The sequence below is a fragment of the Bradyrhizobium zhengyangense genome, assembly GCF_022012435.1.
In the GTDB taxonomy this organism is placed as follows: domain Bacteria; phylum Pseudomonadota; class Alphaproteobacteria; order Rhizobiales; family Xanthobacteraceae; genus Bradyrhizobium; species Bradyrhizobium zhengyangense.
Genome location: NZ_JAKLUA010000007.1, coordinates 192,310 through 218,909, shown reverse-complemented (window position 1 = coordinate 218,909; position 26,600 = coordinate 192,310). Strand labels below are relative to the sequence as shown.

31 protein-coding genes and 1 riboswitch are annotated in these 26,600 nt (G+C 64.5%); of the genes, 15 read left to right on the top strand and 16 right to left on the bottom strand.

The window, feature by feature from the left end; genetic code table 11:
- The first annotated feature begins 132 nt into the window (after positions 1 to 132).
- From L6637_RS22635 to L6637_RS22615, 5 genes are all read left to right on the top strand, one after another.
- A complete protein-coding gene (locus tag L6637_RS22635) occupies positions 133 to 582 on the top strand; it encodes a nuclear transport factor 2 family protein (RefSeq protein ID WP_237864453.1) in 450 nt (149 codons plus the stop codon).
- Between the two features lie 276 nt (positions 583 to 858).
- The gene (locus tag L6637_RS22630; protein ID WP_237864454.1) at positions 859 to 1,299 is read left to right on the top strand and encodes a nuclear transport factor 2 family protein; all 441 of its coding nucleotides are present in this window, start codon (positions 859 to 861) and stop codon (positions 1,297 to 1,299) included.
- Between the two features lie 281 nt (positions 1,300 to 1,580).
- Entirely contained in the window at positions 1,581 to 2,501 is a 921-nt protein-coding gene (locus L6637_RS22625; RefSeq protein WP_237864455.1) for a hypothetical protein, read from the top strand.
- Between the two features lie 173 nt (positions 2,502 to 2,674).
- Positions 2,675 to 3,100 carry a hypothetical protein gene (locus L6637_RS22620; RefSeq protein ID WP_237864456.1) on the top strand — a complete coding sequence of 142 codons (426 nt, stop codon included), beginning with the start codon at positions 2,675 to 2,677 and terminating at the stop codon, positions 3,098 to 3,100.
- Positions 3,101 to 3,251: 151 nt separating this feature from the next.
- Complete coding sequence (locus L6637_RS22615) at positions 3,252 to 3,389, top strand: hypothetical protein (protein WP_237864457.1); 138 nt, start codon at positions 3,252 to 3,254, stop codon at positions 3,387 to 3,389.
- Between the two features lie 42 nt (positions 3,390 to 3,431).
- Here L6637_RS22615 and L6637_RS22610 read toward each other — a convergent pair whose 3' ends face one another.
- The 3 genes from L6637_RS22610 to L6637_RS22600 form a co-directional block, all read right to left on the bottom strand.
- Positions 3,432 to 3,578, bottom strand: coding sequence for a hypothetical protein (locus tag L6637_RS22610; RefSeq protein ID WP_237864458.1), 147 nt, complete (start codon positions 3,576 to 3,578; stop codon positions 3,432 to 3,434).
- A 200-nt stretch (positions 3,579 to 3,778) separates the two neighbouring features.
- Complete coding sequence (locus L6637_RS22605; protein WP_237864459.1) at positions 3,779 to 4,258, bottom strand: MaoC family dehydratase; 480 nt, start codon at positions 4,256 to 4,258, stop codon at positions 3,779 to 3,781.
- Positions 4,258 to 4,710 (bottom strand): MaoC family dehydratase, encoded by a 453-nt coding sequence (locus tag L6637_RS22600; RefSeq protein WP_237864460.1) that lies wholly within the window; start codon positions 4,708 to 4,710, stop codon positions 4,258 to 4,260. Before L6637_RS22600 ends, L6637_RS22605 begins: the two co-directional genes overlap by 1 nt.
- A gap of 153 nt (positions 4,711 to 4,863) precedes the next feature.
- Between L6637_RS22600 and L6637_RS22595 the strand changes: the two genes are divergently transcribed.
- Together L6637_RS22595 and L6637_RS42420 are read left to right on the top strand one after the other, a co-directional pair.
- On the top strand, positions 4,864 to 5,160 hold the full coding sequence (locus tag L6637_RS22595; RefSeq protein WP_027534247.1) for a DUF4282 domain-containing protein: 297 nt from the start codon (positions 4,864 to 4,866) through the stop codon (positions 5,158 to 5,160).
- A gap of 190 nt (positions 5,161 to 5,350) precedes the next feature.
- On the top strand, positions 5,351 to 5,911 hold the full coding sequence (locus L6637_RS42420) for an acyltransferase (RefSeq protein ID WP_338076556.1): 561 nt from the start codon (positions 5,351 to 5,353) through the stop codon (positions 5,909 to 5,911).
- A gap of 23 nt (positions 5,912 to 5,934) precedes the next feature.
- On the opposite strand, the gene ychF is transcribed toward L6637_RS42420, so the two are convergent.
- The 4 genes from ychF to L6637_RS22570 all read right to left on the bottom strand — a co-directional run bounded on the left by ychF (position 5,935) and on the right by L6637_RS22570 (position 8,971).
- Complete coding sequence (gene ychF / locus L6637_RS22585; protein ID WP_237864461.1) at positions 5,935 to 7,032, bottom strand: redox-regulated ATPase YchF; 1,098 nt, start codon at positions 7,030 to 7,032, stop codon at positions 5,935 to 5,937.
- A 5-nt stretch (positions 7,033 to 7,037) separates the two neighbouring features.
- Complete coding sequence (pth, locus tag L6637_RS22580; protein ID WP_237864462.1) at positions 7,038 to 7,643, bottom strand: aminoacyl-tRNA hydrolase; 606 nt, start codon at positions 7,641 to 7,643, stop codon at positions 7,038 to 7,040.
- Positions 7,644 to 7,704: 61 nt separating this feature from the next.
- Positions 7,705 to 8,430, bottom strand: a complete 726-nt coding sequence (locus L6637_RS22575; protein WP_237871986.1) for a 50S ribosomal protein L25/general stress protein Ctc — start codon at positions 8,428 to 8,430, stop codon at positions 7,705 to 7,707.
- Between the two features lie 289 nt (positions 8,431 to 8,719).
- Positions 8,720 to 8,971, bottom strand: a complete 252-nt coding sequence (locus tag L6637_RS22570; protein ID WP_128953911.1) for an accessory factor UbiK family protein — start codon at positions 8,969 to 8,971, stop codon at positions 8,720 to 8,722.
- Positions 8,972 to 9,177: 206 nt separating this feature from the next.
- Between L6637_RS22570 and L6637_RS22565 the strand changes: the two genes are divergently transcribed.
- The 8 genes from L6637_RS22565 (at position 9,178) to L6637_RS22530 (ending at position 16,887) form a co-directional block, all read left to right on the top strand.
- The gene (locus tag L6637_RS22565) at positions 9,178 to 9,909 is read left to right on the top strand and encodes a dienelactone hydrolase family protein (protein ID WP_237864464.1); all 732 of its coding nucleotides are present in this window, start codon (positions 9,178 to 9,180) and stop codon (positions 9,907 to 9,909) included.
- Positions 9,910 to 9,923: 14 nt separating this feature from the next.
- Complete coding sequence (gene lgt, locus L6637_RS22560; protein ID WP_237864465.1) at positions 9,924 to 10,766, top strand: prolipoprotein diacylglyceryl transferase; 843 nt, start codon at positions 9,924 to 9,926, stop codon at positions 10,764 to 10,766.
- Between the two features lie 21 nt (positions 10,767 to 10,787).
- Complete coding sequence (locus tag L6637_RS22555; RefSeq protein WP_237864466.1) at positions 10,788 to 11,906, top strand: class I SAM-dependent methyltransferase; 1,119 nt, start codon at positions 10,788 to 10,790, stop codon at positions 11,904 to 11,906.
- Complete coding sequence (pgeF, locus tag L6637_RS22550; RefSeq protein ID WP_237864467.1) at positions 11,906 to 12,673, top strand: peptidoglycan editing factor PgeF; 768 nt, start codon at positions 11,906 to 11,908, stop codon at positions 12,671 to 12,673. Before L6637_RS22555 ends, pgeF begins: the two co-directional genes overlap by 1 nt.
- Positions 12,674 to 12,793: 120 nt before the next feature.
- Entirely contained in the window at positions 12,794 to 13,411 is a 618-nt protein-coding gene (locus L6637_RS22545; protein WP_237864468.1) for a hypothetical protein, read from the top strand.
- 216 nt (positions 13,412 to 13,627) lie between these two features.
- Entirely contained in the window at positions 13,628 to 14,581 is a 954-nt protein-coding gene (locus L6637_RS22540; protein WP_164933654.1) for a ribose-phosphate pyrophosphokinase, read from the top strand.
- A 246-nt stretch (positions 14,582 to 14,827) separates the two neighbouring features.
- Positions 14,828 to 15,856: a putative zinc-binding metallopeptidase gene (locus L6637_RS22535; protein ID WP_237864469.1), complete on the top strand. Its 1,029-nt coding sequence runs from the start codon at positions 14,828 to 14,830 to the stop codon at positions 15,854 to 15,856.
- Complete coding sequence (locus tag L6637_RS22530) at positions 15,853 to 16,887, top strand: D-alanine--D-alanine ligase family protein (RefSeq protein ID WP_237864470.1); 1,035 nt, start codon at positions 15,853 to 15,855, stop codon at positions 16,885 to 16,887. Before L6637_RS22535 ends, L6637_RS22530 begins: the two co-directional genes overlap by 4 nt.
- Before the next feature lie 119 nt (positions 16,888 to 17,006).
- On the opposite strand, the gene L6637_RS22525 is transcribed toward L6637_RS22530, so the two are convergent.
- From L6637_RS22525 to L6637_RS22485, 9 genes are all read right to left on the bottom strand, one after another.
- Complete coding sequence (locus L6637_RS22525; protein WP_237864471.1) at positions 17,007 to 17,465, bottom strand: SRPBCC family protein; 459 nt, start codon at positions 17,463 to 17,465, stop codon at positions 17,007 to 17,009.
- A gap of 10 nt (positions 17,466 to 17,475) precedes the next feature.
- Complete coding sequence (locus L6637_RS22520) at positions 17,476 to 18,315, bottom strand: XdhC family protein (RefSeq protein WP_237864472.1); 840 nt, start codon at positions 18,313 to 18,315, stop codon at positions 17,476 to 17,478.
- An 11-nt stretch (positions 18,316 to 18,326) separates the two neighbouring features.
- On the bottom strand, positions 18,327 to 19,535 hold the full coding sequence (locus L6637_RS22515) for a vWA domain-containing protein (protein ID WP_237864473.1): 1,209 nt from the start codon (positions 19,533 to 19,535) through the stop codon (positions 18,327 to 18,329).
- Positions 19,532 to 20,398, bottom strand: coding sequence for an AAA family ATPase (locus L6637_RS22510; protein ID WP_237864474.1), 867 nt, complete (start codon positions 20,396 to 20,398; stop codon positions 19,532 to 19,534). The genes L6637_RS22515 and L6637_RS22510 overlap by 4 nt, the downstream gene beginning before the upstream one ends.
- A gap of 102 nt (positions 20,399 to 20,500) precedes the next feature.
- The gene (locus L6637_RS22505; RefSeq protein WP_237864475.1) at positions 20,501 to 22,921 is read right to left on the bottom strand and encodes an aerobic carbon-monoxide dehydrogenase large subunit; all 2,421 of its coding nucleotides are present in this window, start codon (positions 22,919 to 22,921) and stop codon (positions 20,501 to 20,503) included.
- Positions 22,918 to 23,418, bottom strand: a complete 501-nt coding sequence (locus L6637_RS22500; protein WP_237864476.1) for a (2Fe-2S)-binding protein — start codon at positions 23,416 to 23,418, stop codon at positions 22,918 to 22,920. The genes L6637_RS22505 and L6637_RS22500 overlap by 4 nt, the downstream gene beginning before the upstream one ends.
- Positions 23,419 to 23,430: 12 nt before the next feature.
- Positions 23,431 to 24,294, bottom strand: coding sequence for an FAD binding domain-containing protein (locus L6637_RS22495; RefSeq protein ID WP_237864477.1), 864 nt, complete (start codon positions 24,292 to 24,294; stop codon positions 23,431 to 23,433).
- 165 nt (positions 24,295 to 24,459) lie between these two features.
- Positions 24,460 to 25,647, bottom strand: coding sequence for an MHYT domain-containing protein (locus L6637_RS22490; protein ID WP_237864661.1), 1,188 nt, complete (start codon positions 25,645 to 25,647; stop codon positions 24,460 to 24,462).
- A 100-nt stretch (positions 25,648 to 25,747) separates the two neighbouring features.
- On the bottom strand, positions 25,748 to 26,302 hold the full coding sequence (locus L6637_RS22485; RefSeq protein WP_237864478.1) for a 6,7-dimethyl-8-ribityllumazine synthase: 555 nt from the start codon (positions 26,300 to 26,302) through the stop codon (positions 25,748 to 25,750).
- A gap of 74 nt (positions 26,303 to 26,376) precedes the next feature.
- Positions 26,377 to 26,536: riboswitch (FMN riboswitch) on the bottom strand.
- Positions 26,537 to 26,600 lie beyond the last annotated feature (64 nt).

Below are 26,600 nucleotides of genomic sequence, written 5' to 3'. Positions count from 1 at the left end.
GCCTTGCAGGACATGAACCGCCAGACAATGAGGCGCGACCATTTTGGCGAATACCTGTGTTTTTGCGGATTGATGAACCCGCGCGCGGCGCGATAGCGTTTATGATCCGTGGCCAATGAGGGCGGGAGCGGCATGAGCGTCGAGTCGTTGAACAAGCAACGCGCGCTGCATCTGCTCGATGCTTTTGCACGTGGCGATCTCGAGGCCGCGCTGTCGTGCTGCACCGACGACGTCGACTTCCTCACCCACGCGCCGATCGACGTGCTGCCGCATATGGGCCCGCGCCACGGCAAGGCCGAGCTGCGCCAGCTCTGGCAGACGGTCTGGTCGCGCTACTCCGAGATCCGCTACAAGGCGCCGCACATCGTCGCCGACGGCGACGAGGTCGCGACCTATCTGCACAGCTATTTCACCAAGCGCGACAACGGCCGCATCGTGCAGTTCGACATGGCGGTGTTCTATACGTTCCGGAACGGGCAGATCGCACAGATCCGCGAGATCATCGATTCCTACGATCTGGTGCAGCAGGTGCTGGAGCGGGAGATCGGGCCGCTGATCGTGGGGGCGGGAGACGGGGGGTGACGCAGTGTCGTCCTGGGCGAAAGCCAGGACGACACTGAGGATTTGGCACGATCGGGGGCTTGAACCTCCCTCCCCCGCTTCCGGACCCGGTAGGATTACGGGGTTCTATTGTAAATCTCACACTTTGCGCTCACTTGTGCCTTGCAAAAACGTGATTTGAGTTTTTCCAGAAATCCCGTATTTGTTCGTACACAAATGAATTGAGCAGCCCTGGGGCACCTTACTGTGCATGGGGTTGTTTTCCGTTTTTACGCTTCAGTTTCAGGACGGCCCAAAATGACAGAGCACAGCCTCTGGCGTTTCTCGCGCGCGTTGCACCGTGCGATCAACGACCGGCATTTCGAGGATATCGAGGCCCTGATCGACGAGGACGTCGAATGGGCGATCTATGGCCCGATCGACATGTTTCCATTCCTGGGCGCGCGCCAGGGCAAGGCCGCCGTGCTCCAGGTCATCCGCCAGCTCGCCGACAATTTCCGCGTCCGCCGTTTCGAGCGCGAGAGCATCATGCTGGGCGTCGATTCCGCCTCGTCGATGCTGCGCTATTCACTCACGGCGCTGGATTCCGACAAGCCGATCAGCCTGCGCGTCGCGCAGTTCGCCCAGTTCAGGGCTGATAGGCTGATCAGCTTGCGCGTGCTGGTCGACACGTTCGACCTGGTCGAACAGGCACTCGGCCGCGCCATTCATCTGCCAAAGATGGCCAGCGTCGGCTGAGGGGGACACCAACGGGCTCCGAGAGTTCGGGACCGGTCGATTGATGCTCCCATGACACGTGCTGGCCTCCAGCCCCGCCGGACGCCGTCATGGAGATGCTCGTCACCGGGCGCACGCCATTTGCGCGCGGCCCGTTGGTTCGTCATTCTATTGTTTGAGCATGATCTTTTCGGAAAACCGCTGCACACTTTTCCGGATCATGCTCTGGGCGAGGCGAACGCCACAATTTCGCAACGATAGTTCCGCATTTTCCGCGCGAACTGGGCTCGCGGGCAAGGGCAATGGAATTCTCGACAGGTTTCGGCTGGATCAGGCTGCCGCTGGCGGCCGCGTTCATTTTGGGTTCGGTGCTGACGGCCACAGCGCAGATCATTCCGCCCTTCTCCCCGCCCCCCGCCGCGACCACGCCTGACGACGACGAGGCCGAGGTCGCCGAGGCCCCTGACGTCAACGACCCCGACGTGCTCAAAGGCATCGACGTCGACAAGCTCGACTGGAGCCAGCTCGCGATCGACGCGGGCACGCTCAACGACCTCATCGCCGCCAAGAAGCGCGCAAAGGCCGCGGCCAAGGACGGGATGGACTGGTCGTCCAACGCCAATGCCGACGGCTCCTCGGGGGTGAAGGTCAAGCAGTCGGTGTCCTCGTTCTGGGACACCCGCATCGGCGCCGACATGACGGTGACCAAAGAGCCGACCACGATGTCGGAGCTGCTGGCGCAGAAGGCCGAAAATGGCGGCAACCTGCCGCAATCCTCCGGCAGCGCCTGGGCCACCGCGACCGCGCCGGGCGCGGGCGCGATCTGGGACAAGACTGCGGTCGAAGCCCGCGTCGATCCCGGCAGTGAGCAGAGCAAGCTCGGGGCGTCGCTGACCAAATCAATGCCGCTCTCGAGCGACACCTCGCTGACGCTGCAGAACGGCTACAGCGTCAACCAGCAGGGCACCACGGCGCTGCCCGGCGTCGGCGGCCACATCACCCGCAATTACGAGACCGACCAGTCGGCCAAGGTCACGGTTACCGACACCGGCACCAGCGTCACCGCGGGCCAGACCCTATCGACCACCGACGACAAATGGCTGCGCAAGGTCGGTGCCGAGCAGAAACTGTTCGACAACGTCACCGTCTCCGGCTCGGTCGGCGAAACCTCGCAAGGCGCGATCAACAAGAGCGTCACCGCCGGCTTCAAGAAGAGCTGGTGAGCCTTCTTTAGACTTCCCTAACCATACGCCACGGCAAGGCCCCCGAATGGTCCGCCCTTGCCGCATCTCGGCCCTGTTGCGGTCAAAATCCGACGCCCAAGATGCGCCGGCCTGACACACATCGTCGTGCGGGGGACACTCGCGCTGCGCTCAACGCGAACAGGGGAATAACGATGAACGCCATCCGTCCGGAAAAGGTTGAAGCAACCGAGACCGAAACCGTCGACAGCAATCTCGCCGCCGTGACGGAAGTCGAAGCCGGCATCCGCGATTTCGTGCGCAACGATATCGCCTATCTGCGCCGGCCGGCCGCCACCACGACCACGGATTCGCCGCCGCTCGATCCGAGCGCGGAAGCCACCGTCACCAACGTCAACTCGCTGATCCAACGCGTCGCCGGCACCTCGCTTGCCGAGATCGAGAACCTGATCTCCGAGCTTGAGAGCCTGCGCGACCTGCTCCATGCCGAAGGCCAGCGCGTTCAGCGCGAGATCTCGGGCTACGCCCAGCTCAGCCAGGCCGCGATGAAGTCGACCCGCATGATCGCGGACAACGTCGCCCAGTGGAAGCGCGCCGCCGACGGTCTGCGCAACAGCTGATCGCAAGCTAGCCAAGCATCACCAGCCGCCGCGTTCCGCAAAGGAGCGCGGCGGTTTTTTGATTCTGGGAGGTCTTGAACCCACCGCCCGTCCCCGGCGACCAATGCCAGGCGCCCGTGCCGCTGACGGCCGGGCCTCGGGGACATCTCACATGGAAAGCATTCGGCCCGATACTACGGACCCGATACCGCTGCGGCCCGCGCCGAGCCAGTTCGGGACCATCATGCTGCGCTTTGTCGGGCTGCTGGCGGTTGCGATCGCGGTTCTGGCGCTCGTCTATAGCCGCTGAGGGCGGAGGCCGCCTCGCGACCCCGCGAAAGTTAACGAGCCCTTAACGGCTCGCTTCGACCGTCGAGGCTTCCAGGGTGTAGGCGCCGTCGGCGTAGCTCTTCACCACGATACCGGCGACCAGCATCACGGCCAGCGTCGCGGTAGCGAAGATAAATCCGACCAATTTCAGTGCGCCGCGGTCTGCCATCGTTCTCGTCCCCTGTCCTCTGCCCAGTTCGTTCAAATAGACAGCGACAGGTTCATAATTGGTTAGCAACTCGATGGTTCCGGCAACTGCTTCGCGGCGACCGGCCATCTCGGGGAGGCTTATGGCAGCCACCCTGAATCACGTCCATAGCGCGCGGGCAACACTCGCGCGCTGTTTTAGCTGTTCATCTTGGAACTGGTCTAAGCGCTTTTCCGCATCGGCACGAAGGCACTGGCGGTGATGGAATAGACCTCCTCGCCGCGCTGGTTGGTGCCAGTGGTGCGGGCCGTCAAAATGCCCCAGCCCGGACGCGAGGCGGAGCTGCGCTTGTCGATGACGACATTGGAATAACTGATCGTGTCGCCGGCCAGCACCGGCCTGATCCAACGCAGGTCGCGAAAGCCCGGTGACGGCCCCCACACCGCGATCTCCTCGCCGCGGCTCGCGGCTTCGCGCGCCAGGCGCTGTCCGTCGGCGACAAGCAGGCTCATGCAGGCCGAGCCGACGTGCCAGCCGGAGGCAGCCAGCCCGCCGAACAGCGAGTTCTTGCCCTCCTCCTCGTCGAGGTGAAAACGCTGCGGATCGAACTTCGCGGCAAACGTCTTGATGGACTCCGCGGTGAAATTGTAGGTGCCGATGTCGCGGCGCTGTCCGATCTCGATCTCTTCGAAGAACCGCATCACGCCGCTCCCGTGCGCCGTTCGATCAGGATCGGCGAGGTCATCTCGCACAGCGCTTCGCCTTTGGCGTTGCGCACCGTGCATTTGAACTTGACGATGCCGAGGTTCGGCCTGCTCTTCGAGGTGCGCGCCTCCACGACGTCGACGTCGAGCATGAGATCATCACCCGGCCTGAGCGGCGAGAGCCAACGCACCTCGTCGACCCCCGGAGATCCCAGCGAGGCGGCGCGGGTGATGAAACCGTCGGCCATCATCCGCATCATCAGCGAGCAGAGATGCCAGCCGGAGCCCGAAAGGCCGCGCAGCATGCTCCTGCCGGCGGCCTCCTCATCCAGATGCATCGGCTGCGGATCGAACTCGGCGGCAAACGCCAGAATCTCGTCGCGGGTGACATGGCGCGGGCCGAACGTTCCATAGCGGCCGGGCGGAAAATCTTCGAAGGTCAGGGTCATCTTGGAAAAGCTTTGCGGGAAGGACAGATTGTGGCCGCACTTTGCGGCAATCTCAACCCGCCGGCCCGCATGGCTCGTGCTACATTCGGCGAGTCGGCCTGCCTCATTGTCGGATTGGCGCGGCCGGGGGCACCATCCGCCCGGGGGAGAGAGATGTTTTCATTCAGCGATCTGTTTCAGTGGGACCGCTTCATCACGCCGACGATCATCAAGACCTTCTACTGGCTGGTGATCGGCGTGATCTGCCTGTTCGGACTCTCCGGAATCTTCGCCGGCCTCACCGCGATGGCGATCAGTCCGTTTGCCGGCTTCCTGGTCGTGCTGGAATCGATCGCAGGCGTGGTCGTTGGCGTGGTGTTCTCGCGCATCGCCGCGGAATTGATCCTGATCGTATTCCGCATCAACGAGCATCTCGGCGCGATCAGGGATCAGGGCGGCGGAGTGCGTTGAGGCGGGCACAGGTGCCGTAGGGCGCTCTGCGCATTAGACCTAAAATGCATCACGTCGCCGCCCCCGCGACATAGGCCGCCACCCAGACGGGCGCGCCGGGTGCGACGTCGTTCTTCACCGCGTATTTACGTGCGGATGCGAGGCTCGGCACGAGAGGTGCGGGCCGCCGCAAGGGTCAGGAGCGAATGTAGTGGGCAAGATCGAGAACCCGGTGCTGCGGGCCGGTGCCCTCCTGTTCTTCGCCTGTTCGCGCGCATGGCTGACGGTGCGGTACGGGAGCCGGCTCCAGCTCGGACCCGGGATCGTGTTCAAGGGCTGGCTGGTGCTCGGTCGCGGGGTCCGGGTGTCGATCGGTGCGAACTGCCGGATCGGCAAGCGCGTGCTCATCACCGGGCGTGGCCAGGTGACAATCGGCGATAGCACCCTGCTCAACGGCTGCTGGATCGGCTGCGCGCAGAAGGTCGACATCGGGTCGTCTTGCTTGATCAGCGACTGCGACATCGTCGACACGGACTTTCACAACCTGCCCCCACGGCTCCGGCACGAGCCTGCGGTTGCCCGGGCCGTCGCCCCGGTGCACATCGGGGACAACGTGTGGGTGGGTGCGCGCTCGATCGTGCTCAAGGGCGTGACGATCGGCGACCACTCGGTCGTGGGCGCCGGAGCGGTGGTGCGTGAGGACGTCGCCTCGCGCGTGGTCGTCGCCGGGAATCCGGCTGTTGTCGTCAAGCAGTTCCGCGACGACGAATAGGCAGGCACGGACGCCGTGTTGCGTTACGTATTGAACCTGAAATGCATCACGTCGCCGTCGGCGACGACGTATTCCTTGCCTTCGAGGCGCAGCTTGCCGGCATCGCGGGCGCCGGCCTCGCCGCCGAGCGTGACGTAGTCGTCATACGCAATCGTCTCGGCGCGGATGAAGCCCTTTTCGAAATCGGTGTGGATCACGCCGGCCGCGCCAGGCGCCTTGGTGCCGCGATGAATGGTCCAGGCGCGTGCTTCCTTCGGGCCCACCGTGAAATAGGTGATGAGTTCGAGCAGCTTGTAGCCAGCGCGGATCAGACGATCGAGACCCGCTTCTTCGAGACCCAGCGTCTCCAGGAAGTCGGCACGCTCCTCACGCGAGATCGTCGCGATCTCGGATTCGATTTTTGCAGAGATGACGACGGCGACCGCGCCCTCCTTGGCCGCCTGCTCTTCGACCGCCTTGGAGAAGGCGTTGCCGGTGGCCGCCGAGCCTTCCTCGACGTTGCAGACGTAGAGAACCGGCTTTGACGACAGCAGGCCGAGCATGCCGAAGGCACGCTCTTCCTCCGCCTTGCGCTCGACCAGACGCGCGGGCTTGCCGTCACGCAGCAGCACCAGCGTGCGATTGACCAGGTCGAGCTGCTCCTTGGCGTCCTTGTCGTTGCCCTTGGACTTCTTGGAGAGGTTGTCGACGCGCTTCTCGAGGCTGTCGAGGTCGGCGAGCATCAGCTCGGTCTCGATGGTCTCGATGTCGGCAAGCGGCGCGATCTTGCCCTCGACATGGGTGATGTCGGAATCCTCGAAGCAGCGCACGACATGCACGATGGCGTCGACCTCGCGAATGTTGGCGAGGAACTGGTTGCCGAGGCCTTCGCCCTTGGAAGCGCCGCGCACGAGGCCAGCGATGTCGACGAAGGTCAGCCGGGTCGGGATGATCTGCGCAGATTTGGCGATCGCCGCCAGCTTGTCGAGCCGCGGATCAGGCACGGCGACCTCGCCGACGTTAGGCTCGATGGTGCAGAACGGATAGTTCGCAGCTTGCGCCGCGGCCGTCTCGGTCAGCGCGTTGAACAAGGTCGACTTGCCGACATTGGGCAATCCGACGATTCCGCATTTGAATCCCACGAGCGTTATTCCTTGCCGTTCTCGTCCTTGGTCAAAAATCCCTTCGCCTGCATCGCCAGATGCACCCTGTTGGCGAAGGTCGCGTCAGTACCTTTGGCGACCAGGGCGGCGTGCTCGGCCACCGCGTCGCAGAGCGTCGTCACCCAGTCGTTGTCGGCCTTGGCGAAGTCCGACAGCACGTGGCCGTGCACCATCTCCTTGACGCCGGGATGACCGATGCCGAGCCTGACACGGCGGTACTCGTTGCCGATATGCGCCGAGATCGAGCGCAGGCCGTTGTGGCCGGCGATACCGCCGCCGATCTTCACCCGCACCTTGCCCGGCGGCAGTTCGAGCTCGTCGTGAAACACCGTGGTATCGCCAGGCGCGATCTTGAAGAAGCTCGCCGCTTCCTGAACAGCGCGGCCGGAGTCGTTCATGTAGGTCGTGGGCTTGAGCAGGATCACGCGCTCCGTGCCGAGCGTGCCTTCCGAGGTCTCGCCCTGAAAGCGACGGCGCCATGGTGAAAAACCATGACGCCGCGCAATCTCGTCGACGGCCATGAAGCCGATATTGTGCCGGTTACGTGCGTATTTCGCGCCGGGATTGCCGAGCCCAACAAAGAGTCGCATGACGCGGCGCGCCCCTCAGCCAGCACGCGATCAGGGACCGCGCGCCAGCTCTTCTGAAGGATTACTTCTTCTTGTCGCCGCCAGCCGAAGCCTTGGCAGCAGCAGCCGGAGCAGCAGCACCCGCGGCCGGAGCCGCACCTGCCGCCGGAGCAGCAGCACCTGCCGCCGGAGCCGCACCACCAGCAGCAGCCGCAGCTGCGGCCTTCTGCTCTTCGGCGTAGCCGGACGGCGGCACGATGGTGACGAGGGTCGCGTCCTCGCGGGTCAGCGCCTTCACGCCGGCCGGCAGCTTGACATCAGACAGATGCAGCGAGTGACCGATTTCCAGCGCGCCGACGTCGGCCTCGATGTATTGCGGGATATTCTCGACACCGCATTCGAGCTCGATCGCGTGGGCGACGATGTTGACGGTGCCGCCGCGCTTCACGCCGGGCGAACCTTCCGCCTTCACGACATGGAGGGGAACGCTGATGCGGATGGTGGCGCCTTCGCCGAGCCGCATGAAGTCGACATGGATCGGGAAGTCCTTGACCGGATCAAGATGATAGTCGCGCGGAATGACGCGGTGCTTCTTGCCGTCGAGCTCGACGTCCACCAGCGTGGTCAGGAACCGGCCCGCGAGGATGCGCTGGCGCAGTTCACGATCGTCAACCGAGATCGGGAGCGGGGGCTGGTTGTTACCATAGATCACTCCGGGTACGCGCCCGGCGCGACGCTCAGCCCGGGCGGCCCCCTTGCCGCTCTTCGGACGTGCGGTCGCCTTCAATTCCTTGACGGTCGTCGCCATAGTCTAAGTCCTTGTTTTTGCAAAAGTTAATGGGCCGCAGCGCGGCCCATGGCATGGTCCACAGCAAGCCTCCAGGGGTGCGGGGGCCGTGAACGTGGCGGGCTTTTACCCGGAAGATGCGGAAATGACAAGGAAATGCGGGGATTTTTTGCGGGCCGATGTCACCGCCCCCCATCTGTCGTTCCGGGGCGATGCGGAGCATCGAACCCGGAACCTCGAGATTCCCCGGTGCGCAACTGCGCACCTGAGGTTCGCGACTCGTCGCGCCCCGAAATGACGCCGAGGCGCCCTACCCGCCGAGCTTGGCCTCCAGCGCCGCGATACGCGCTTTCAGGGCCTCGTTCTCCTCGCGCGCCAGACGGGCCATGTCCTTGACGGCCTCGAACTCCTCGCGCTTGACCAGATCCATGTCGCGCAGGAATTTTTCGGCCTGGTTGCGCAGCACCGTATCGAACTCCCGCTTGGCGCCCTGGGCAGCTCCGGCGGCGTCGTTCATCAAGCGGCCGATCTCGTCGAAAAACCGGTTGGTGGTCTGGGTCATGTCGGTCTCCTGATCGGTCTCTTATTAGGTGTCTTATTAGGTCTCTTGGCGGCCCGATAAACTTTGCGCGAACGCGTGAGAGGACAATGGCAATCCGCGGTGGCAGGTTCAAGGGCCGAGCGGCGGTATCCTTGTCATGCCCCGGTTTCCTTGCAATCGTATTCAACGTCCCTGCATAACAAGAATCACAAGGCGGAACGCAAGACATGATCGAGCAGCAGATCGCAATTCCCACCAAGGACGGCCACACCGCGACCTTCATCGTTCATCCCGAGCGCGGCGGACCGTTTCCGGTCATCCTGTTCTACATGGACGCGCCGGCGATCCGCGAAGAGCTGCGCGACATGGCGCGGCGCCTTGCGACCTCGGGCTATTACGTCATGCTGCCGAACCTCTATTACCGCTCGGGCGTGATGGAGCTCGGCGCGCTGCCGGCCGATCCGAACGCACCGGAGCGCAAGCGCATGTTCGCGCTGATGGGCTCGCTCACCATTCCCATGATCATGGACGACACCCGCGCGCTGCTCACCTATGCCGAAGGCCAGACGGCCGCGAACACCAAGATCATCGGCACGGTCGGCTATTGCATGAGCGGCCGCTACGCCGTGAACGCCGCAACGCACTTCCCTGAAAGCGTCAAGGCCGCCGCCTCGGTCTACGGCACGCAGCTTGCGACCGATCAGGCCGACAGCCCGCATCTCGCGGCCGGCAAGACCAAGGCCGAGCTCTATTTCGCCTGCGCCGAGACCGACATCTACGCGCCGACCGAGATCATCGAGAAGGTCAAGCAGGGCATGAGCGGCGCCAAGGCCGAGGTCGAAATCTATCCCGGCACCCATCACGGCTTCGCCTTCCCCAAGCGCCCGGTCTATGACCGCGACGCCGCCGAACGGCACTGGGAGCGCCTTCTGGCGCTCTATCGCCGCAATCTCGTCTAGACATAGAAGGCCTGATGCTTTTCCTGCTGATCGACTTCCCCAAGTTCAAGCCCATCGCCCTCGAGATCGGTCCGTTCGCGATCCGCTGGTACGCGCTCGGCTACATCTGTGGGATCACATTCGGCTGGTTCTATGCGCGCTCGCTGTTGAAGAAGCAGCGCCTGTGGGGCGGGCCGGCGCCGATCTCGCTGGTGCAGATCGACGACTTCATCCTGTGGGTGACACTCGGCATCATCGTCGGCGGACGCACGGGTTACGTGCTGTTCTACAATCTGCCCTTCTTCGTCGAGCATCCGGCCGCCATCTTCAAATTGTGGGAGGGCGGCATGTCATTCCACGGCGGCTTCCTCGGCTGTGTCGTGGCGGTGATGTGGTTCGCCCGGAAGAATGGCATCTCGATCCTGTCGCTGGGCGACATCACCTGCGGCGTCGCGCCGATCGGCATATTCCTGGTGCGGCTGACGAACTTCATCAACGGGGAGCTATGGGGCCGCGCAGCCGACCCGAGCCTGCCCTGGGCCATGATCTTCCCGACCGGCGGCGACGTGCCGCGCCATCCGAGCCAGCTTTACGAAGCGGGCATGGAGGGCCTCCTGCTCTTTACCGTGCTCGCGGTGATGATCCGCCTTGGCGCCTTGAAGCGGCCGGGTCTTATCCTCGGCAGCTTCATCCTGATCTATGGCCTGACCCGCATCGTCGGCGAACATTTCCGCGAGCCGGACGTCCAGCTCGGCTACCTCTGGGGCGGATTAACCATGGGGATGCTGCTGTCGATCCCGATGCTTATTGTCGGCGGCGTACTTATTGTATTGGCAATCAGGCGCGGTGCGCCGAAGCCGGCAACCGCAATTCATTAAATCATTTCGAGACAACAGGTCGTGACCGAACAGTCATTGCTCAACGAGATCAAGGCGCTGATCAAATCCTCAGGCCCCATGCCGGTCTGGCGGTACATGGAGACGTGCCTGATGCATCCGCGCTACGGCTATTATGTTTCGCGCGATCCGCTCGGGCGTGAGGGCGACTTCACCACCTCGCCCGAAGTCAGCCAGATGTTCGGCGAGCTCCTGGGATTGTGGACCGCCTCGGTCTGGAAGCAGATAGGCTCGCCGCAATCCCTGCGGCTGATCGAGCTTGGCCCCGGCCGCGGCACCATGATGGCGGACGCGCTGCGCGCGCTTCGCGTGTTGCCGCCGCTCTATCAGGGGCTCAGCATTCATCTGGTCGAGGTCAATCCAGTGCTGCGCGAGCGGCAGCAGGCGACATTGTCGGGCGTACGCAACAGCATCACCTGGCACGACAGCATCGACGACGTGCCGGAGGGTCCTAGCGTCATCCTCGCCAACGAATATTTCGACGTGCTGCCGATCCACCAGATGGTGAAGCGCGAGGGCGGCTGGCACGAGCGCGTGATCGAGATCGATCCCAACGGCAAGCTCCAGTTCGGCGCGGCAGCCGAGCCGACGCCGCGCTTCGACGTGCTGCTGCCGCCTTTGGTGCGGGCCGCGCCTGTGGGTGCCGTGTTCGAATGGCGGCCCGACACCGAAATCATGAAGCTTGCCACCCGCGTGCGCGACCAGGACGGTGCCGCCCTGATCATCGATTACGGCCATTTGCGCAGCGATGCCGGCGACACCTTCCAGGCCATCGCGCGCCACACCTTCACCGATCCCTTGAAGGCGCCGGGCCAGGCCGACGTCACCGCCCATGTCGACTTTCAGGCGCTGGCGCGGGCAGCCGAGGACGTCGGCGCGCGTGCGCACGGGCCGGTGACGCAAGGCGATTTCCTCAAGCGCGTCGGCATCGACACCCGCGCGGCCGCGCTGATGCAGAAGGCGACGCCCGAAGTTGCCACCGACATTTCCGTGGCGCTGAAGCGGCTGACCGATACCGGACGCAGCGGCATGGGTTCGATGTTCAAGGTGCTCGGCATCTCCGAACCAAGATTGACGGGCCTTGCCGGCCTCAGCGATCTCGAACAGGCCGGAGGCAATTGATGACGCTGACTTCGTCACTGCTGTCGGCAGTGCCCGGCCTGCGCCACGCTTTCTTCACGCGCGAGGGCGGCGTCTCGACCGGCATCTATTCCGCGCTGAACGGCGGGCTCGGCTCCAACGACGATCAGGCCCTCGTCGCCGAGAACCGCCGCCGCATGGCCGAGCATGTCGGCGTCGCGGCCGATCGCTTCGTCAGCCTGCACCAGATCCACTCGCCAGACGTGCTCGTCGCCGATGCGCCGTGGCCGAGCGGGCCGCGGCCGAAGGGCGATGCGATGGTGACCAGAACGCCGGGCATCGCGCTCGGCGTCTCCACCGCCGATTGCGGTCCGGTGCTGTTCGTCGATCCCAATGCGCGGGTCATCGGCGGCGCCCATGCCGGCTGGAAAGGTGCGCTGACGGGCGTGCTGGAATCCACCATTGCGGCGATGGAGAAGCTCGGTGCCACACGCAGCGGCATCATCGCCGCGATCGGGCCCTTGATCCGCCAGGACAGCTACGAGGTCGGCAACGAGTTCGTGGCGCGCTTTATCGAGTCAGATGCCGAGAACGCCGTCTTCTTCATTCCATCGGTGCGCGAAGGCCACGCGATGTTCGACCTCGCCGGCCTCATTCGCAAGCGCCTGGAAGCTGCCGGCGTTCTGATGATCGACGACCTTGGTCTCGACACCTACGCCGACGAACGCTTCTTCAGCTATCGCCGCTCGGTGCATCGCAAGGAGCCGGACTACGGCCGGCACATTCACGCGATCGCGCTGGAGGGGTGAACACAACAGAAACCCCGTGTCATTCCGGGGCGATGCGAAGCATCGAACCCGGAATGACGGCGTCATCTGTGTCTCCCCTGCCCTAGACCTTAATCGATTTTAACGATATCGCTGCCCTCAATGAGGGAAGCGTCATCCAACTTGCGCCGTGCGGGCTCGCGCGTGCTGGCGGTTATGCTGCTGGCAGCAGCGACGGCGCTGGCCGGCTGCGCCGGCGGCAACGCGCCCGCCAATTCCTATGCGATGGCGGCGCCGAGCGCCGGCTCCGGGGCGACGGTCGCTTTCGAATCGATCGACGGACCGCCGCCGCAGGTGTTCGACCGCATGGTCGGCGTGCTCGACACCGAATCCAAGCTGCGCAGCCTCTCGATCGTTTCTCGCGAGGGGACGGCTGCCTACCGCGTGCGCAGCTACCTCTCCGCCCAAATCGTGCGCGGCAAGACCGTGATCGCCTGGGTCTGGGACGTCTACGACGCCAACCAGCAGCGGGCGCTGCGCCTCTCCGGTGAGGAACCAACGGCGGCCAAGGGCGGTAAGGATCCGTGGGCTGCCGCTGATGACCTCGTGCTGCGCAGGATCGCCCAGGCCGGATTCAGCGGACTTTCCAATATGATCAACGGGACGCCTGACGCGCCGGGCTCGGTTCCGGGCCTGCGCGGCCCCGCGGTCGCAAGCGTGACGCCTGAGGCTCCGGCGCCGGACATGCCGGTGACGGCACTTGGCTACGCCCAGCGATAACCTCCGCGAGACCACGGGTTCAAGTCCCGACCAAGTCCTAACCAAGTCCTGGCCAAGCCGTTGGCCCGACTCAGGATTTTCAGAGGGAAAACGTAGCATCCCGGGTTGCCAGTGCGGCCTCTCGCCTGATATTTCCTCGCCCGTCGTAACCGTGCTGCCAGTGGGTATTCTCTGATGTTGAACGTCGTATCCAGCAAAGCGCGGGAGGAAGCGTCCATGTCGGCCAAGAACGGCTCCATCAAGCTTGTCGCCGGCAACTCCAATCCGGCTCTCGCCCAGGCCATCGCGCAGGGCCTCAACGTGCCGCTGACCAAAGCGGTGGTCCGGCGCTTCGCCGACATGGAGATCTTCGTCGAGGTCCAGGAGAACATCCGCGGCTCGGATGCCTTCATCATCCAGTCGACCTCGTTTCCGGCGAACGACAATCTGATGGAGCTGCTGATCATCACCGACGCGCTGCGCCGCTCATCGGCGCGCCGCATCACCGCGGTGATCCCCTATTTCGGCTATGCCAGGCAGGACCGCCGTTCCGGCTCGCGCACGCCGATCTCGGCCAAGCTCGTTGCCAACCTGATCACCCATGCCGGCGTCGACCGCGTCATGACGCTCGATCTGCATGCCGGCCAGATCCAGGGCTTCTTCGATATCCCGACCGACAATTTGTTCGCTGCGCCGGTGATGGTGCGCGACATCCGCGAACGTTTCGACCTCGGCAAGGTGATGGTGGTCTCGCCCGACGTCGGCGGCGTGGCCCGCGCCCGCGGCCTCGCCAAGCGCATCAACACCCCGCTCGCGATCGTCGACAAACGCCGCGAACGTCCGGGTGAGTCCGAAGTCATGAACGTGATCGGCGACGTCTCCGGTTATAGCTGCATCCTGGTCGACGACATCGTCGATTCCGGCGGCACGCTGGTGAACGCAGCCGATGCGCTGATCGCCAAGGGCGCCAAGGAGGTCTACGCCTACATCACCCACGGCGTGCTCTCCGGCGGCGCGGCCGCCCGCATCGCCGGCTCGAAGCTGAAAGAGCTCGTCATCACCGACTCGATTCTGGCGACGGACGCGGTGACTAAGGCGCCGAACATCCGCACGCTGCCGATCGCCAGCCTGATCTCGGATGCGATCGCGCGCACCGCGGCGGAAGAGTCCGTGTCGAGCCTGTTCGACTGAACTCGATCTTGTAGGGTGGGTTAGCCATGCGGACTGCGCGAAGCGCGGACCGCAAGGCGTAACCCACCTCTTTTGTCTGCGCGGAAGCGCACAGTGGTGGGTTACGCCTTCGCTAACCACCCTACGATCTCACGCTACGACCTCAGCGCTCTGACGCGCCGCAGCACGCCCCGCCCCACGGGTTGTTGCCGGCTGCCGCCCATGACATCATCGTGATCTGAGTCATCTCTGCCCTCTGGATGCCTGATGCCCCGCCGGAAATTTGCTTGGGAAAAACTGTCGGATGACGAGTTGCTCCAGCAGCGCCTCTCCAGCCTGAGGGTTACGGTCGAAGGCACCTGGCTCGAGGATTGTGTCGCCACGCTCCACGAAGAGCTCGAAGAGCGCGGCATCCGGCTGCGGCCGCACACATGGATCTCGAGCGAGTGGTTCAGTCCGGGAGATGTGCCCGGGATCGCGATCCCGTTCTATCTCGCTCATCCACGCCTGATGAAGCTCGAGAAGAAGATGATGTTCGACGTCGAGGGCGGCACCTGGCGCGAGTGCATGGCCATCCTCCGCCACGAGGCCGGCCATGCGCTGCAGCACGGCTTCCAATTACAGCGGCGCCGGCGCTGGCAGCAGCTGTTCGGCCCGTCCTCAAAGCACTATCCGCGCTACTACCGACCCAATCCGGCGAGCCGACGCTACGTCCAGCATCTGCGGCTGTGGTACGCGCAGAGCCACCCGGACGAGGATTTCGCCGAGACCTTTGCGGTGTGGCTGCGACCGCGCTCGAACTGGCGAACGCGATATGCCGGCTGGCCGGCGCTGAAGAAGCTCGAATATGTCGACGAACTGATGGGCGAGATCGCGGGAAAACGTCCGCTGATCACGACGCGCGAGCGCATCGATCCCCTCAGCAAGCTGAGCCAGACGCTCGAAGACCACTACAAGAAGAAGCAGGCGTTCTACGCTTTCACGCCACCGAAGACCTACGACCGCGACCTCTCGCGGCTGTTTTCCGCCGATCCACGGCATCATCGCTCGAAGCCCGCTTCGAGCCTGATCAGGCGGCACCGCGCCCAGATCAGGCAGCTGGTGGCGCGATGGACCGGCGAGAACCAGCTCACGCTCGATGCCGTGCTCGACGACATGATCTCCCGCTGCCGCGAGCTCGACCTGCGCGCGGTGGGATCCGAACAGAAGCTCGTTCTCGATTTCACCGTCCTCGTGACCGCCAAGACGATGCACGCGCTGTTCGGCCCGTCTCGGCGCAAATGGATCGCGCTATGAGACGACTCCGTATTCTCGTGCTGATGCATCCGGACTTCGTGCCGCCGGACTCTTCCGACGGCTACACGCCGCAGGAAATCAACAACTGGAAAACGGAATACGACGTCGTCAGCACCTTGCGCGCAGCCGGACATGAGGTCCGTCCGCTCGGCGCGCAGGAGGAGATCAGGCCGATCCGCGAAGCGATCGAGGAGTTCAAGCCGCACGTGGTCTTCACGCTGCTGGAGGAGTTCCACTACAACGTCGCCTACGACCAGCACATCGCCAGCTATCTCGAGCTGATGAAGGTGCCCTATACCGGGTGCAATCCGCGCGGCCTGATTCTGGCGCGCGGCAAGGACCTGTCCAAGACGCTGGTGCATCACCGCCGCATCGCCGCACCTGCCTTCGCCGTCTTCCCGATGCGCCGCAAGGTGAAACGGCCGAAACATCTTGCGCTGCCGCTGATCGTCAAGGCTCTCAACATGGATGGCTCCTTCGGCATCTCGCAGGCCTCCATCGTCGATACCGACGAGAAGCTCGCAGAACGCGTCGCCTTCATCCACGAGCGGGTCGAGACCGCCGCGATCGCCGAGCAGTTCATCGAGGGACGCGAGCTCTATGTCGGCGTGCTCGGCAACAACCGGCTGCGCGTGCTGCCGGTCTGGGAATTGAAATTCGGCAGCATGGGCGGGCGCAGCTCACGGCACATCGCCACCGAAAAAGCCAAGCACGACACCGACTATCAGGAGCGCGTTGGCATCGTCGACGGGCCGGCGAAGGACCTTGCACCCGAAGTCACCGCACGCATCCAGCGCGCCGCCAAACGCATCTACCGGGCGCTAGGCCTCGATGGCTACGCGCGCATCGATTTTCGTCTCGCCGCCGATGGCACACCGTACTTCATCGAAGCCAATCCCAACCCCGAGATCGCCAAGAGCCAGGAGTTCGCCACGGCGGCCCAGCACGACGGGCTGAAGTACAAGGATCTGCTCCATCGCATCCTGACGCTCGGGATCAGCCGGGCGAAGGCGGGCGTGTCGCTGGGGTAAACGCTGGAGATGCTTGCGCAGCTATCGTAAGGCGGGCAAAGGCGCAAAGCGTCGTGCCTACGGTCTTTGTCTGCGATGAAGAATTGCGGGCACGCTGCGCTTTGCCCACCCTACGGCACCTAACCCGCTTCAGCCTTTGCGCTCACCACGCCGGCAAACGACTTGAAGAATTCTCCCGCAAGCTTCGTCGCGGTCGAGTTGATCAGTCGCGCTCCCAACTGGGCGAGCTTACCGCCGATCTGCGCGTCGACGTCGTAGTGCAGCACGGTGACGTCGGCGCTCTCGGACTCCAGCCGCACCAGTGCGCCGCCCTTGGCAAAGCCGGCGACTCCGCCCGAGCCTTCGCCGGAGATGCGATAGGAGTTGGGCGGATCGAGATCGGACAAGATCACCTTGCCGCTGAACGTCGCCTTCACCGGGCCGACCTTGAAGATCACGGTGGCGGTCATCTCGTTCGGCGCGGTCACCTCGAGCGACTGGCAGCCGGGGATACACTGCTTCAGCACGGCGGGATCGTTCAGCGCCGCCCACACCTCTTCGCGTGACGCGGGAATGCGCTGGCTGTCGTTCATCTGCATGATCGGTATCTCACTTTCTGCTTGCTGACTGATTGGCCGCGCGCTGACCGCGTCGCCGCTCCACGGTGATCTCGGCGAGGATCGACATCGCGATCTCTTCCGGCGTGATGGCGCCGAGATCGAGCCCGGCCGGCGCCTTGAAATCGTCGATCGCCGCAGCGCTGGCGCCTTCCGACATCAGCTTGGCGCGCAGCGATGCCATCTTGCGGCGGCTGCCGACGAAGGCGTGATAACAGGCCTTGGTTGCGATCGCGGCGCGTAAGGCAGCTTCGTCGCCCTTACCCTGCGTCGAGACCACCACGAAGCGCTTGGCGTCATTGAGTTCACCGAGCTGGTAGCCATCGATGATCGCATCGGCGTCGGGTTGCGCCGTGAGCTCGGCGGCGGGCGCGGCCAGCGTGACGTGATAGCCGAGCACGCGCGCCTGGGCTGCGAGCGACAGCGCCACCGGACTTGCGCCAAGGATGACAAGCGAGGGATGCGGCAGCACCGGCTCGACGAAAATATCCATGGTGCCCTTGCTGGGGCACATGTTGCTGGCGAAGCGGATGCCGTCGCGGCTCTCGCCCGCGCTGACACCGAGCTCGGCCAGCAGGTTTTCCGGTTGCACCGACACCATGCGCGGCTCGCCGTCGGCCAGCGCCTCGCGCGCCGCCTTCAGCACCGCGCCCTTGGCGCAGCCGCCGCCGATCCAACCCGCGACGATGGTGCCGTCGGCCGCGATGATCGCCTTGGCGCCAGCCTTCGCCGCGGTCACCGACACCGTCCGCACCACCGTCGCGAGCACGAAGGCGCGCTCCGCAGCCTTCATCTGGGCGACGATATCCAGCACCTCGGCATGAGCGGTCATCGACATGTCCCTCAGAGTTTTGCCAGATAGGGCTCGAGCGCGCGCAGGCCTTGCAGCGAATTCGCGGGCGCGTAGAGATCGAGATGCGGCAGCGCCGCTTTGATACCGCGCGCCTCGGGCGCATAGCCCTCCCAGGCCATCATCGGATTGAGCCAGACGATGCGGCGGCAGCGCCGGTGCAACGCCGCCATCTCGCGACCGAGCAGCGCGGCATCGCCGGTTTCGTACCCATCGGACACGATCATGACGCAGCTGCGCGAATGGATGACGCGCGAAGCGTGCCAACGGTTGAAGGTCTGCAGGCTCTCACCGATTTTCGTGCCGCCGCCCGCGCCCTGCGCCATGATCGAGAGACGGTCCAGCGCGCGGCTCGCGTCTCGCTCCTTCATAGCATCGGAGACATAGGCGAGGCGCGTGTGAAACAAGAACGCCTCCGCCTCGCGGAATTGGTCGAGCACGCCGTGAATGAAGCGCAGGAACACGCTAGTGTACATGCTCATCGAGCCCGAGGCATCGAGCAGCACGATCAGCCGCAGCGGCTTGTGCTTGCGCTGCCGCTTGACCAGGCTGATCGGCACGCCGCCATGGCTGATGTTGCGATGAATGGTGCGCCGGAGATCGAGTCGGTAGCCGCGCCGGCGCGCCAGATCGCGTCGGGTCAGGCGCGTGCGCATCGCCTTCGCGAGCTGCGCGGCGGCTTCGTGCGCCTGCGCGACCTGATCAGGATCGCTGAGCTTTCGGAAATCGACCTCCGCCAAATTCTCCGCACGCGAGGCGCCCTCCATGCGACCTTCGCCGGAGCGGCCTTCGGGCGCATCGTCGGATGACGGAAGCTGGTCGGTGACGGACTGGTTGCCGCCCTGCTCGGCCGATTTGTCTTGCAGGCTCTTCAGCGACGGATTGCTGGCGCCCGGCGTTGATCCCATGGTGCGAGACCGCGAGCGCACGCGCTTGCCGAGCCAGAACGCATCAAACAGCCCGTCGAACTTGTCCCAATCGGACTTCCGCGCCGAGAAGAGATGCTTGAACGCCGCGCGCAGCAGCCCCGGCTTCGTTGCATAACCGGCCGACATCAGCGTCGCCGCATCCTGCCCTTCGGCGAGCCCGACGCGAAAGCCAGCGTCGCGGAGCGTGCGCAGGAACGCGGCAAGCCGTGCGGACACGAGCTTGGAGACCTCGTTGAGATCATCGTATCCAGGGCTGGAGCCGCAGCAGCTCATGCAACCTTCCCCAGCAGGCGCTGCGTCACCTCGGGCGTGACGCGGGCGCGGTCCTCGTGGGTCTTCAAGAGACAAACCAGTGTCTCATGAACGATCTCCGGAGCATCATGGAGATCGCGAACATCAAGCCCGACGAGGGCGGCCACCCAGTCCAGCGTCTCGGCGACACCGGGGACCTTTCGCAGCTCTTCCTTGCGCACGCCTTCGACCATGCGCGCGATCTGGAGCGACAGCGACGGGCTGGCACCTGCGACCCGCGCCAGGATGATGCGGGTCTCGCGGTCGACATCGGGATAGTCGACGTAGTGATAGAGGCAACGGCGGCGCAGCGCGTCGGAGAGTTCGCGCGTGCCGTTCGAGGTCAGCACCACATGCGGGATCGTGACTGCTGGAATGGTGCCGAGCTCGGGGATCGAGACCTGGAAGTCGGACAGCAGCTCGAGCAGGAATGCTTCGAACTCGTCATCAGCGCGGTCGATCTCGTCAATCAACAGCACCGGCGCCTTCCGCCGACGGATCGCCGCGAGCAAGGGACGCTCCAGCAGATATTTTTCGGAGAACACCTGGTCCTCGATGCTGTCAGTGCCGCGATGGGCCTGGATCGCCAATAGCTGGCGCTGGTAGTTCCACTCATAGAGCGCGGATGACTGGTCGAGGCCCTCGTAGCATTGCAGCCGGATCAGCTCGGTCGCGTGTACCTTCGCCAGCGCCTTCGCCACCTCGGTCTTGCCGACGCCGGCCTCGCCCTCGAGCAGCAGCGGCCGCCGCAACAGCTGCATCAGCGAGATCGCAGTCGCGAGGTCCGCATCGGCGATGTAGCCCGATGCGGCCAGCGCTTGCGCGATCTCGTCACGGTTCTTCATGTAACCTCTCCGTCGTTCCGGGACGGTCCGTAGGACCGAACCCGGAACCTCGAGATTCCGGGTTCGCCTCTTCGAGGCGCCCCGGAATGACGAACCGACCCACTAAGCCACCGCCCCCAGATCCTTCGCCGCCCTCCAGTTGCGCCAGAAATCATGCGGCATCTGGATGTGCGTGCTCCCCAGGAACGAGAACGCGTCGTTGACGGCATTGGAGAAGGCCGGCACGCCGCCGACATTCGGGCTTTCGCCAACGCCCTTGGCGCCGATCGGGTGATGCGGCGACGGAGTGACGGTGAAGTCGGTCTCCCAATGCGGCGTCTCCACCGCGGTCGGCATGAAGAAGTCCATGAACGAGCCGGTGACCACGTTGCCGGTGTCGTCGTAGCGGATCTCCTGGCCCATCGCGATCGCGAAGGCCTCGGTGAGGCCGCCGTGCACCTGCCCCTCGATGATCATCGGATTGATGCGGGTGCCGCAATCATCGAGCGCATAGAAGCGCCTGACCTTGTACACGCCGGTATCGACGTCGATGTCCATCACGCAGAGATACGCGCCGAACGGATAGGTCATGTTGGGCGGATCGTAATAACTGACCGCCTCCAGCCCGGGCTCCATGCCCGGCGGCACTGAGTTATAGGCCGCCCAGCAGATATCCTTCATCGACATGAATTTTTCCGGCAGGCCCTTCACCCGGAAGCCGTCGATGTCGAATTCGAGGTCATCCTCGTGGACCTCGAGCTTGTAGGCCGCGATCATCTGCGCCTTGGCCTTGATTTTTCGTGCAGCCATGGCGATCGCAGCGCCCGCCACCGGCGTCGAGCGCGACCCGTAGGTGCCGAGCCCGTAAGGCGCTGTGTCCGTGTTACCCTCCTCGACCATGATGTTGTCAGCGGGTATGCCGATCTCGGTCGCGATGATCTGGGCCCAGGTGGTCTCGTGGCCCTGACCCTGGCTCTTGGTACCCATCCGCGCGATGCCCGCACCGGTCGGATGCATGCGGATCTCGCAGGAGTCGAACATCGCGATGCCCAGGATGTCGCAGTTCTTCGACGGACCGGCACCGACGATCTCGGTGAAGAATGAGACGCCGAGCCCCATGATCTCGCGGGTCTCGCCGCGCTTGAACGCGGCCCGCTTCTCCGCCTGCTCCTTCCGGAGCGCGGCGTAGCCGGTGGTCTCCATCATCTTGCGCATGGCGGTGTGGTAGTCGCCGGAATCGTATTCCCAGCCCAATGCCGAGTGATACGGAAACTGCTCCGGCTTGATGAAGTTCTTCAGCCGCAGCTCAGCCGGATCCATGTTGAGCTTTTGCGCCAGAATATCCATGGCCCGCTCGATGCAATAGGCCGCCTCCGTGACGCGGAACGAGCAACGGTAGGCGACGCCACCGGGCGCCTTGTTGGTGTAGACGCCGTCCACCGCCAGATGCGCGGTCGGGAAGTCGTAGGAGCCGGTGACGATGTTGAAGAAACCGGCCGGCCATTTCGACGGGTCTGCGCAGGCGTCGAACGCGCCGTGATCGGCAAGCACGTGCACGCGAAGGCCCGTGACTTTGCCGTCCTTGCTCGCGGCGATCTCGGTCGTCATGTGATAATCGCGCGCGAACGAGGTCGCGGTCAGGTTCTCGATGCGGTCCTCGACCCATTTCACCGGCTTGCCAGTGACGATGGAGGCCACGGCCGCGCAGATGTAGCCGGGATAGGCACCGACCTTGTTGCCGAAACCGCCGCCGATATCGGGCGCAATCACATGGATCTTCTGCTCCGGCAGTTTTGCGATCAGCGACACCACGGTACGAATCACATGCGGGGCTTGGAAGGTGCCATAGATTGTCAGCTCGCCCTTGATCTTGTCGAAAGAGCAGACGCACTGGCAGGTCTCCAGCGGCGACGGATGGGTGCGGTGATAGGAGATCATCTCCTTGATCGTCACCTCGGCCTTCTTGAAGGCGGCATCCGTCAGTTCCTTGTCGCCGACGCTCCACTCGAAGATGTGGTTGTGGTGCTTGCGCGGGCCGTGCGCGCCTGATGTCTTGCCGGCAAGATCTTCGCGCAGCACCGGCGCATCCTTGTCCATCGACTTGAAGGGATCGACCAGCGGCGGCAGCGGCTCGTATTCGACGATCACCTTGTTGATGCCGTCATCGGCAGCGTAGCGGTCGGTGGCAACGACGAAGGCGACCTCCTGGTTCTGGAACAGCACCTTACCGTCGGCCAGAACCATCTGCACGTCGCCCGCGAGGGTCGGCATCCAGGCGAGGTTGACGGTCTTCAGCGTCTCGGCAGTGATCACCGCGAGCACACCAGGCACCTTCAGTGCCTCGCTATCGTCGATCTTCTTGACGCGCGCATGCGGATGCGGCGAGCGGACGAAGTCGCCATGCAGCATGCCCGGGAGCTTGACGTCGTCGACGTAGTTGCCCTTGCCCTGCGTGAAGCGGATATCCTCGACGCGCTTGCGCTTGCAGCCCATGCCTTCGAGTGCGGCGGAGCGTTGTTCCCGCGTGGGAGTGAGGTCATTCATTCTGCCGCCTCCTGGAATTCCACGCCGTTGATCTTGGCGCTCGCGTACTGGATTGCCTTGACGATGTTCTGGTAGCCGGTGCAGCGGCAGATATTGCCTGATATGCCCATGCGGATTTCCGCCTCGCTCGGCGAAGGATTCTCCTTCAGCAGCCGATGCGCGCGCACGATCATGCCGGGCGTGCAGAAGCCGCATTGCAGCCCGTGCATCATGCGGAAACCTTCCTGCAGCGCCGACAGCGTGCCGTCGGCGTTCGCGATGCCTTCGATCGTGATGATGTCGGAGCCGTCGGCCTGCACCGCGAACATCGTGCAGGACTTCACCGACATGCCGTCGATGTCGACGGTGCAGGCGCCGCAATGCGTGGTCTCGCAGCCGATATGGGTGCCGGTCATCTGCAGGTTCTCGCGGATGAAGTGCACCAGCAGCGTGCGCGGCTCGACGAGGCCTTCGACCTCGGCGCCGTTCACCTTCATGGTGACGTGTGTTTTGGCCATTGGTCCCCTCCTCTATTTCGCGATGGCGGCGGCGCGCTGGAGCGCCCGCGTCACCATGATGCCGCCGACATGCTTTCGGTATTCGACCGGACCGCGCGCATCGGCAGCCGGCGCCATAATTGCCGAGGCCGCAGCAGCGGCTTTTTTCAGCGTGGCCGCATCGAGGCTCGTTCCGATCACCGCCTTGGCGGCATCGATGGCGAGCAGCGGCGTCTCGTGAACATTGGTGAGACCGATCGCGCAGGTCACGACCTTGCCGCCGGACATAGTGAGGACGACTGCGGCAGCGGCCGTCGCGTAGTCGCCGACCTTGCGCTTGAGCTTTTCGTAGGCGTAGCCGTGCCCGGCCGCCGGCACGGGTACCGAGACGGAGGTAAGGATTTCACCAGGCTCAAGCGCGGTGAAGTAGGCGCCCTGGTAGAAGTCAGCGGCCGCAACGTCCCGGGTGCCGCCGGGACCTTCGAGGCGATAGGTCGCCTCCAGCGTCATCATCAGCGCCGGCATGTCGTTGCCGGGATCGCCATTGGCGACATTGCCGCCGATCGTGCCGCGGTAGCGCACCTGCGGGTCGGCGATCAGCAGCGCGGCCTCGTGCAGGATTGGCATCGCCTTCGCGACCTCGTCGGAGGCCAGCAGCTCGTGCTGGGTGGTCATCGCGCCGATGATCAGATTGTTGCCGTTACGGCTGATGCCCTTGAGGGCGGCGATGCCGTGCAGATCGACCAAATGGGCGGGGGTGGCGAGCCGAAGCTTCATCATCGGCACCAGGCTGTGCCCGCCGGCCAGCGGCCGCGCCTCCTCGCCGAGGTCTGACAAGAGTTTGACGGCATCGGCGACGCTCGCCGGCCGGTGATAGCTGAATGAGCCCGGGATCATCATCTCCTCCCCTGATCGTCTCTGCGCGTGACGGCGCCGACGTTGGAGGAAACGGTCTCTCCGGACCGAACTGCCCGCAATCGTTCGGGCACAAGCGCGGGCTTTTTGCACGAATTGCGGGTGGCAACGCACGAATTGCGTCAGCTTGGGCGACGTATGACGGCGCTACACCTGCCGCCGGCTCGCCAGCCCGAGCCGGGCCTTCACCTCGGCGATCTTGGCCCGGCTCACGGGCACCCGATGCGGCGACGGGCCGTCGAGCTCGAGCACGGCGCCATCGCCCTCTTTCCGGACCAGGGCGACATGGGGAATGGCGACGATATGGCTGCGGTGCACCCGCAGGAACAGCGAGGGATCAAGCTGCGCCTCGGCCTCCGAGATCGACCACGGGCACATCCGCTCCCGCGTGCCGTCATGGACGCGTGTGTAATGCGCATCCGCCCGGACGCTGCGGACGCTCGCGGTGTCGATGAAGTGCGTGCCGTCGGCACTCTCGACCGGCAGTCGGGGAACCGGCGCGCGCGGCGGCTGACCGAGACCGCCGAGCGGCGCCATCGGGCGTGGCGATGCGCTTGCGGCCAGAAGCGGCTCGGCGCTAACAGGCGCGACAGCGGACGGCTCCGCAGCGACGGGCGCCTGCCGCCGCGAGTCCGGAACGAGCGATAGCAGGAAGCCTGCTGCGATGACGAAGCACAGCACCGCAACGACGATCGACAGGATTTGCTGCGACGCGGCAAGACCGCCGCCATGGTGATGCGCCGCATCGGTCAGCGGCTCGAAATGCATGCCCAGCATCGCAGTGTAATGCATGCCGGAGACGGCAATGCCGAAAGCAATGGAGCTAACGATCAGCCGAACGCCTTCCTGCTGCGCCAGGAAGGCGCGCAGGCCGCCATAGGCGGTGACGATGGCAACCACGACCGAGAGCAGCACCATCGAGGGGTCATGCACGATGCCGAACGAGCCAGCCAACCCATGAATGCCGACGTAATGCATGCTGGCGATGCCGACGCCGAGCAGCACGGCAGACGACGCCACGCGTTTCAGCGTGGGCTCGCCGATCGAAACAAAGAAGAGCGAGATGCCGACCACCAGCGCGCAGATCAGGAACGAGATGATGGTGGGAAGGACGAGATAGACCGTATCTGGCGGCAGTGGTGCGGCCAGCATGCCGACGAAATGCATGGTCCAGATACCGACCGCCAGAAACGCGGCCGCCCCCGCGAGCAGGACGCGGTTGCTGACGCCGGGCGTGTTGCGGATGCGAGCAGCAAGCGCAAAGCCGGTATAGCCACCCAGACTCGCGATCGCCACTGACAGCGCGACGAGAAAGGGATCGTGTCCTTCGAACATGATCTTGCCGGCCGCCCGTCTCCACGGCACGGCCTCCTCCCGCCGCCGACTTTATAGGGACGGCGACGGGATTGACAATCAGCGGCGTGTGAGCGGACCTTTACACAATTCCCGCCGCGACCTGGCCGCGCAGGCGCTCGAGGCCGAGCAGCGTCTCCGCACAGGCGGCCGCGACCTCGACGCCCTTGATCGCAAAGTGCCTGCGGAAGAAATCGTAGTGCACTTCGGTCTCGTGGAATTGCTGGGGCGTCAGCACGGCCGAGAACACCGGGACCTCGGTGCGGAGCTGCACGTCCATCAGCGCCTTGATCACGGTGTCGGCGACGAATTCGTGGCGATAGATGCCACCGTCAACGACCAGGCCTGCCGCAACGATCGCGGTGTAGCGCCGCGTCTTGGCGAGGACCTGCGCATGCAACGGGATCTCGAACGAGCCCGGCACCTCGAACACGTCGACATGGGTGAGATGGCGTGCCTCGGCTTCTTTCATGAAGGCGATGCGGGCTTCCGCGACGACGTCGCGGTGCCAGCAGGCCTGCACGAAGGCCACCCGCTGCGGTTTTGCAAAACGCGGATGCTCGGTCGCGGGGCCTTGCGGAACCGGCGGCTGTGTCTGGGAAGTATCGGTCTGGGGATCTTGCAACATCTGATTCATGGCTTTCCTTCAAGGGACCAGAATCAGGGCACACGGAACGACAAACAGCCGCACCTTGCGATGCGTCTGCCACCGACCGTTCTCTTTCATCCGGACTTTAACCGTCGGCTTCGGAGTTGCACCGAATCTGCTGACCCTTCCCGTCAGTCAAAGACCTTGGGGAAGGCGCTCGCGGGCTCAGGCCTTTCGGCCCTTACCGCCGGTGGGGACTTTCACCCCGCCCTGAGAACATCGGCCGCCCGGGATTGAGCGACCTGAGCGGAAATATGCCGCCAGTCCGGGGCCGCAAGCAAGCGAG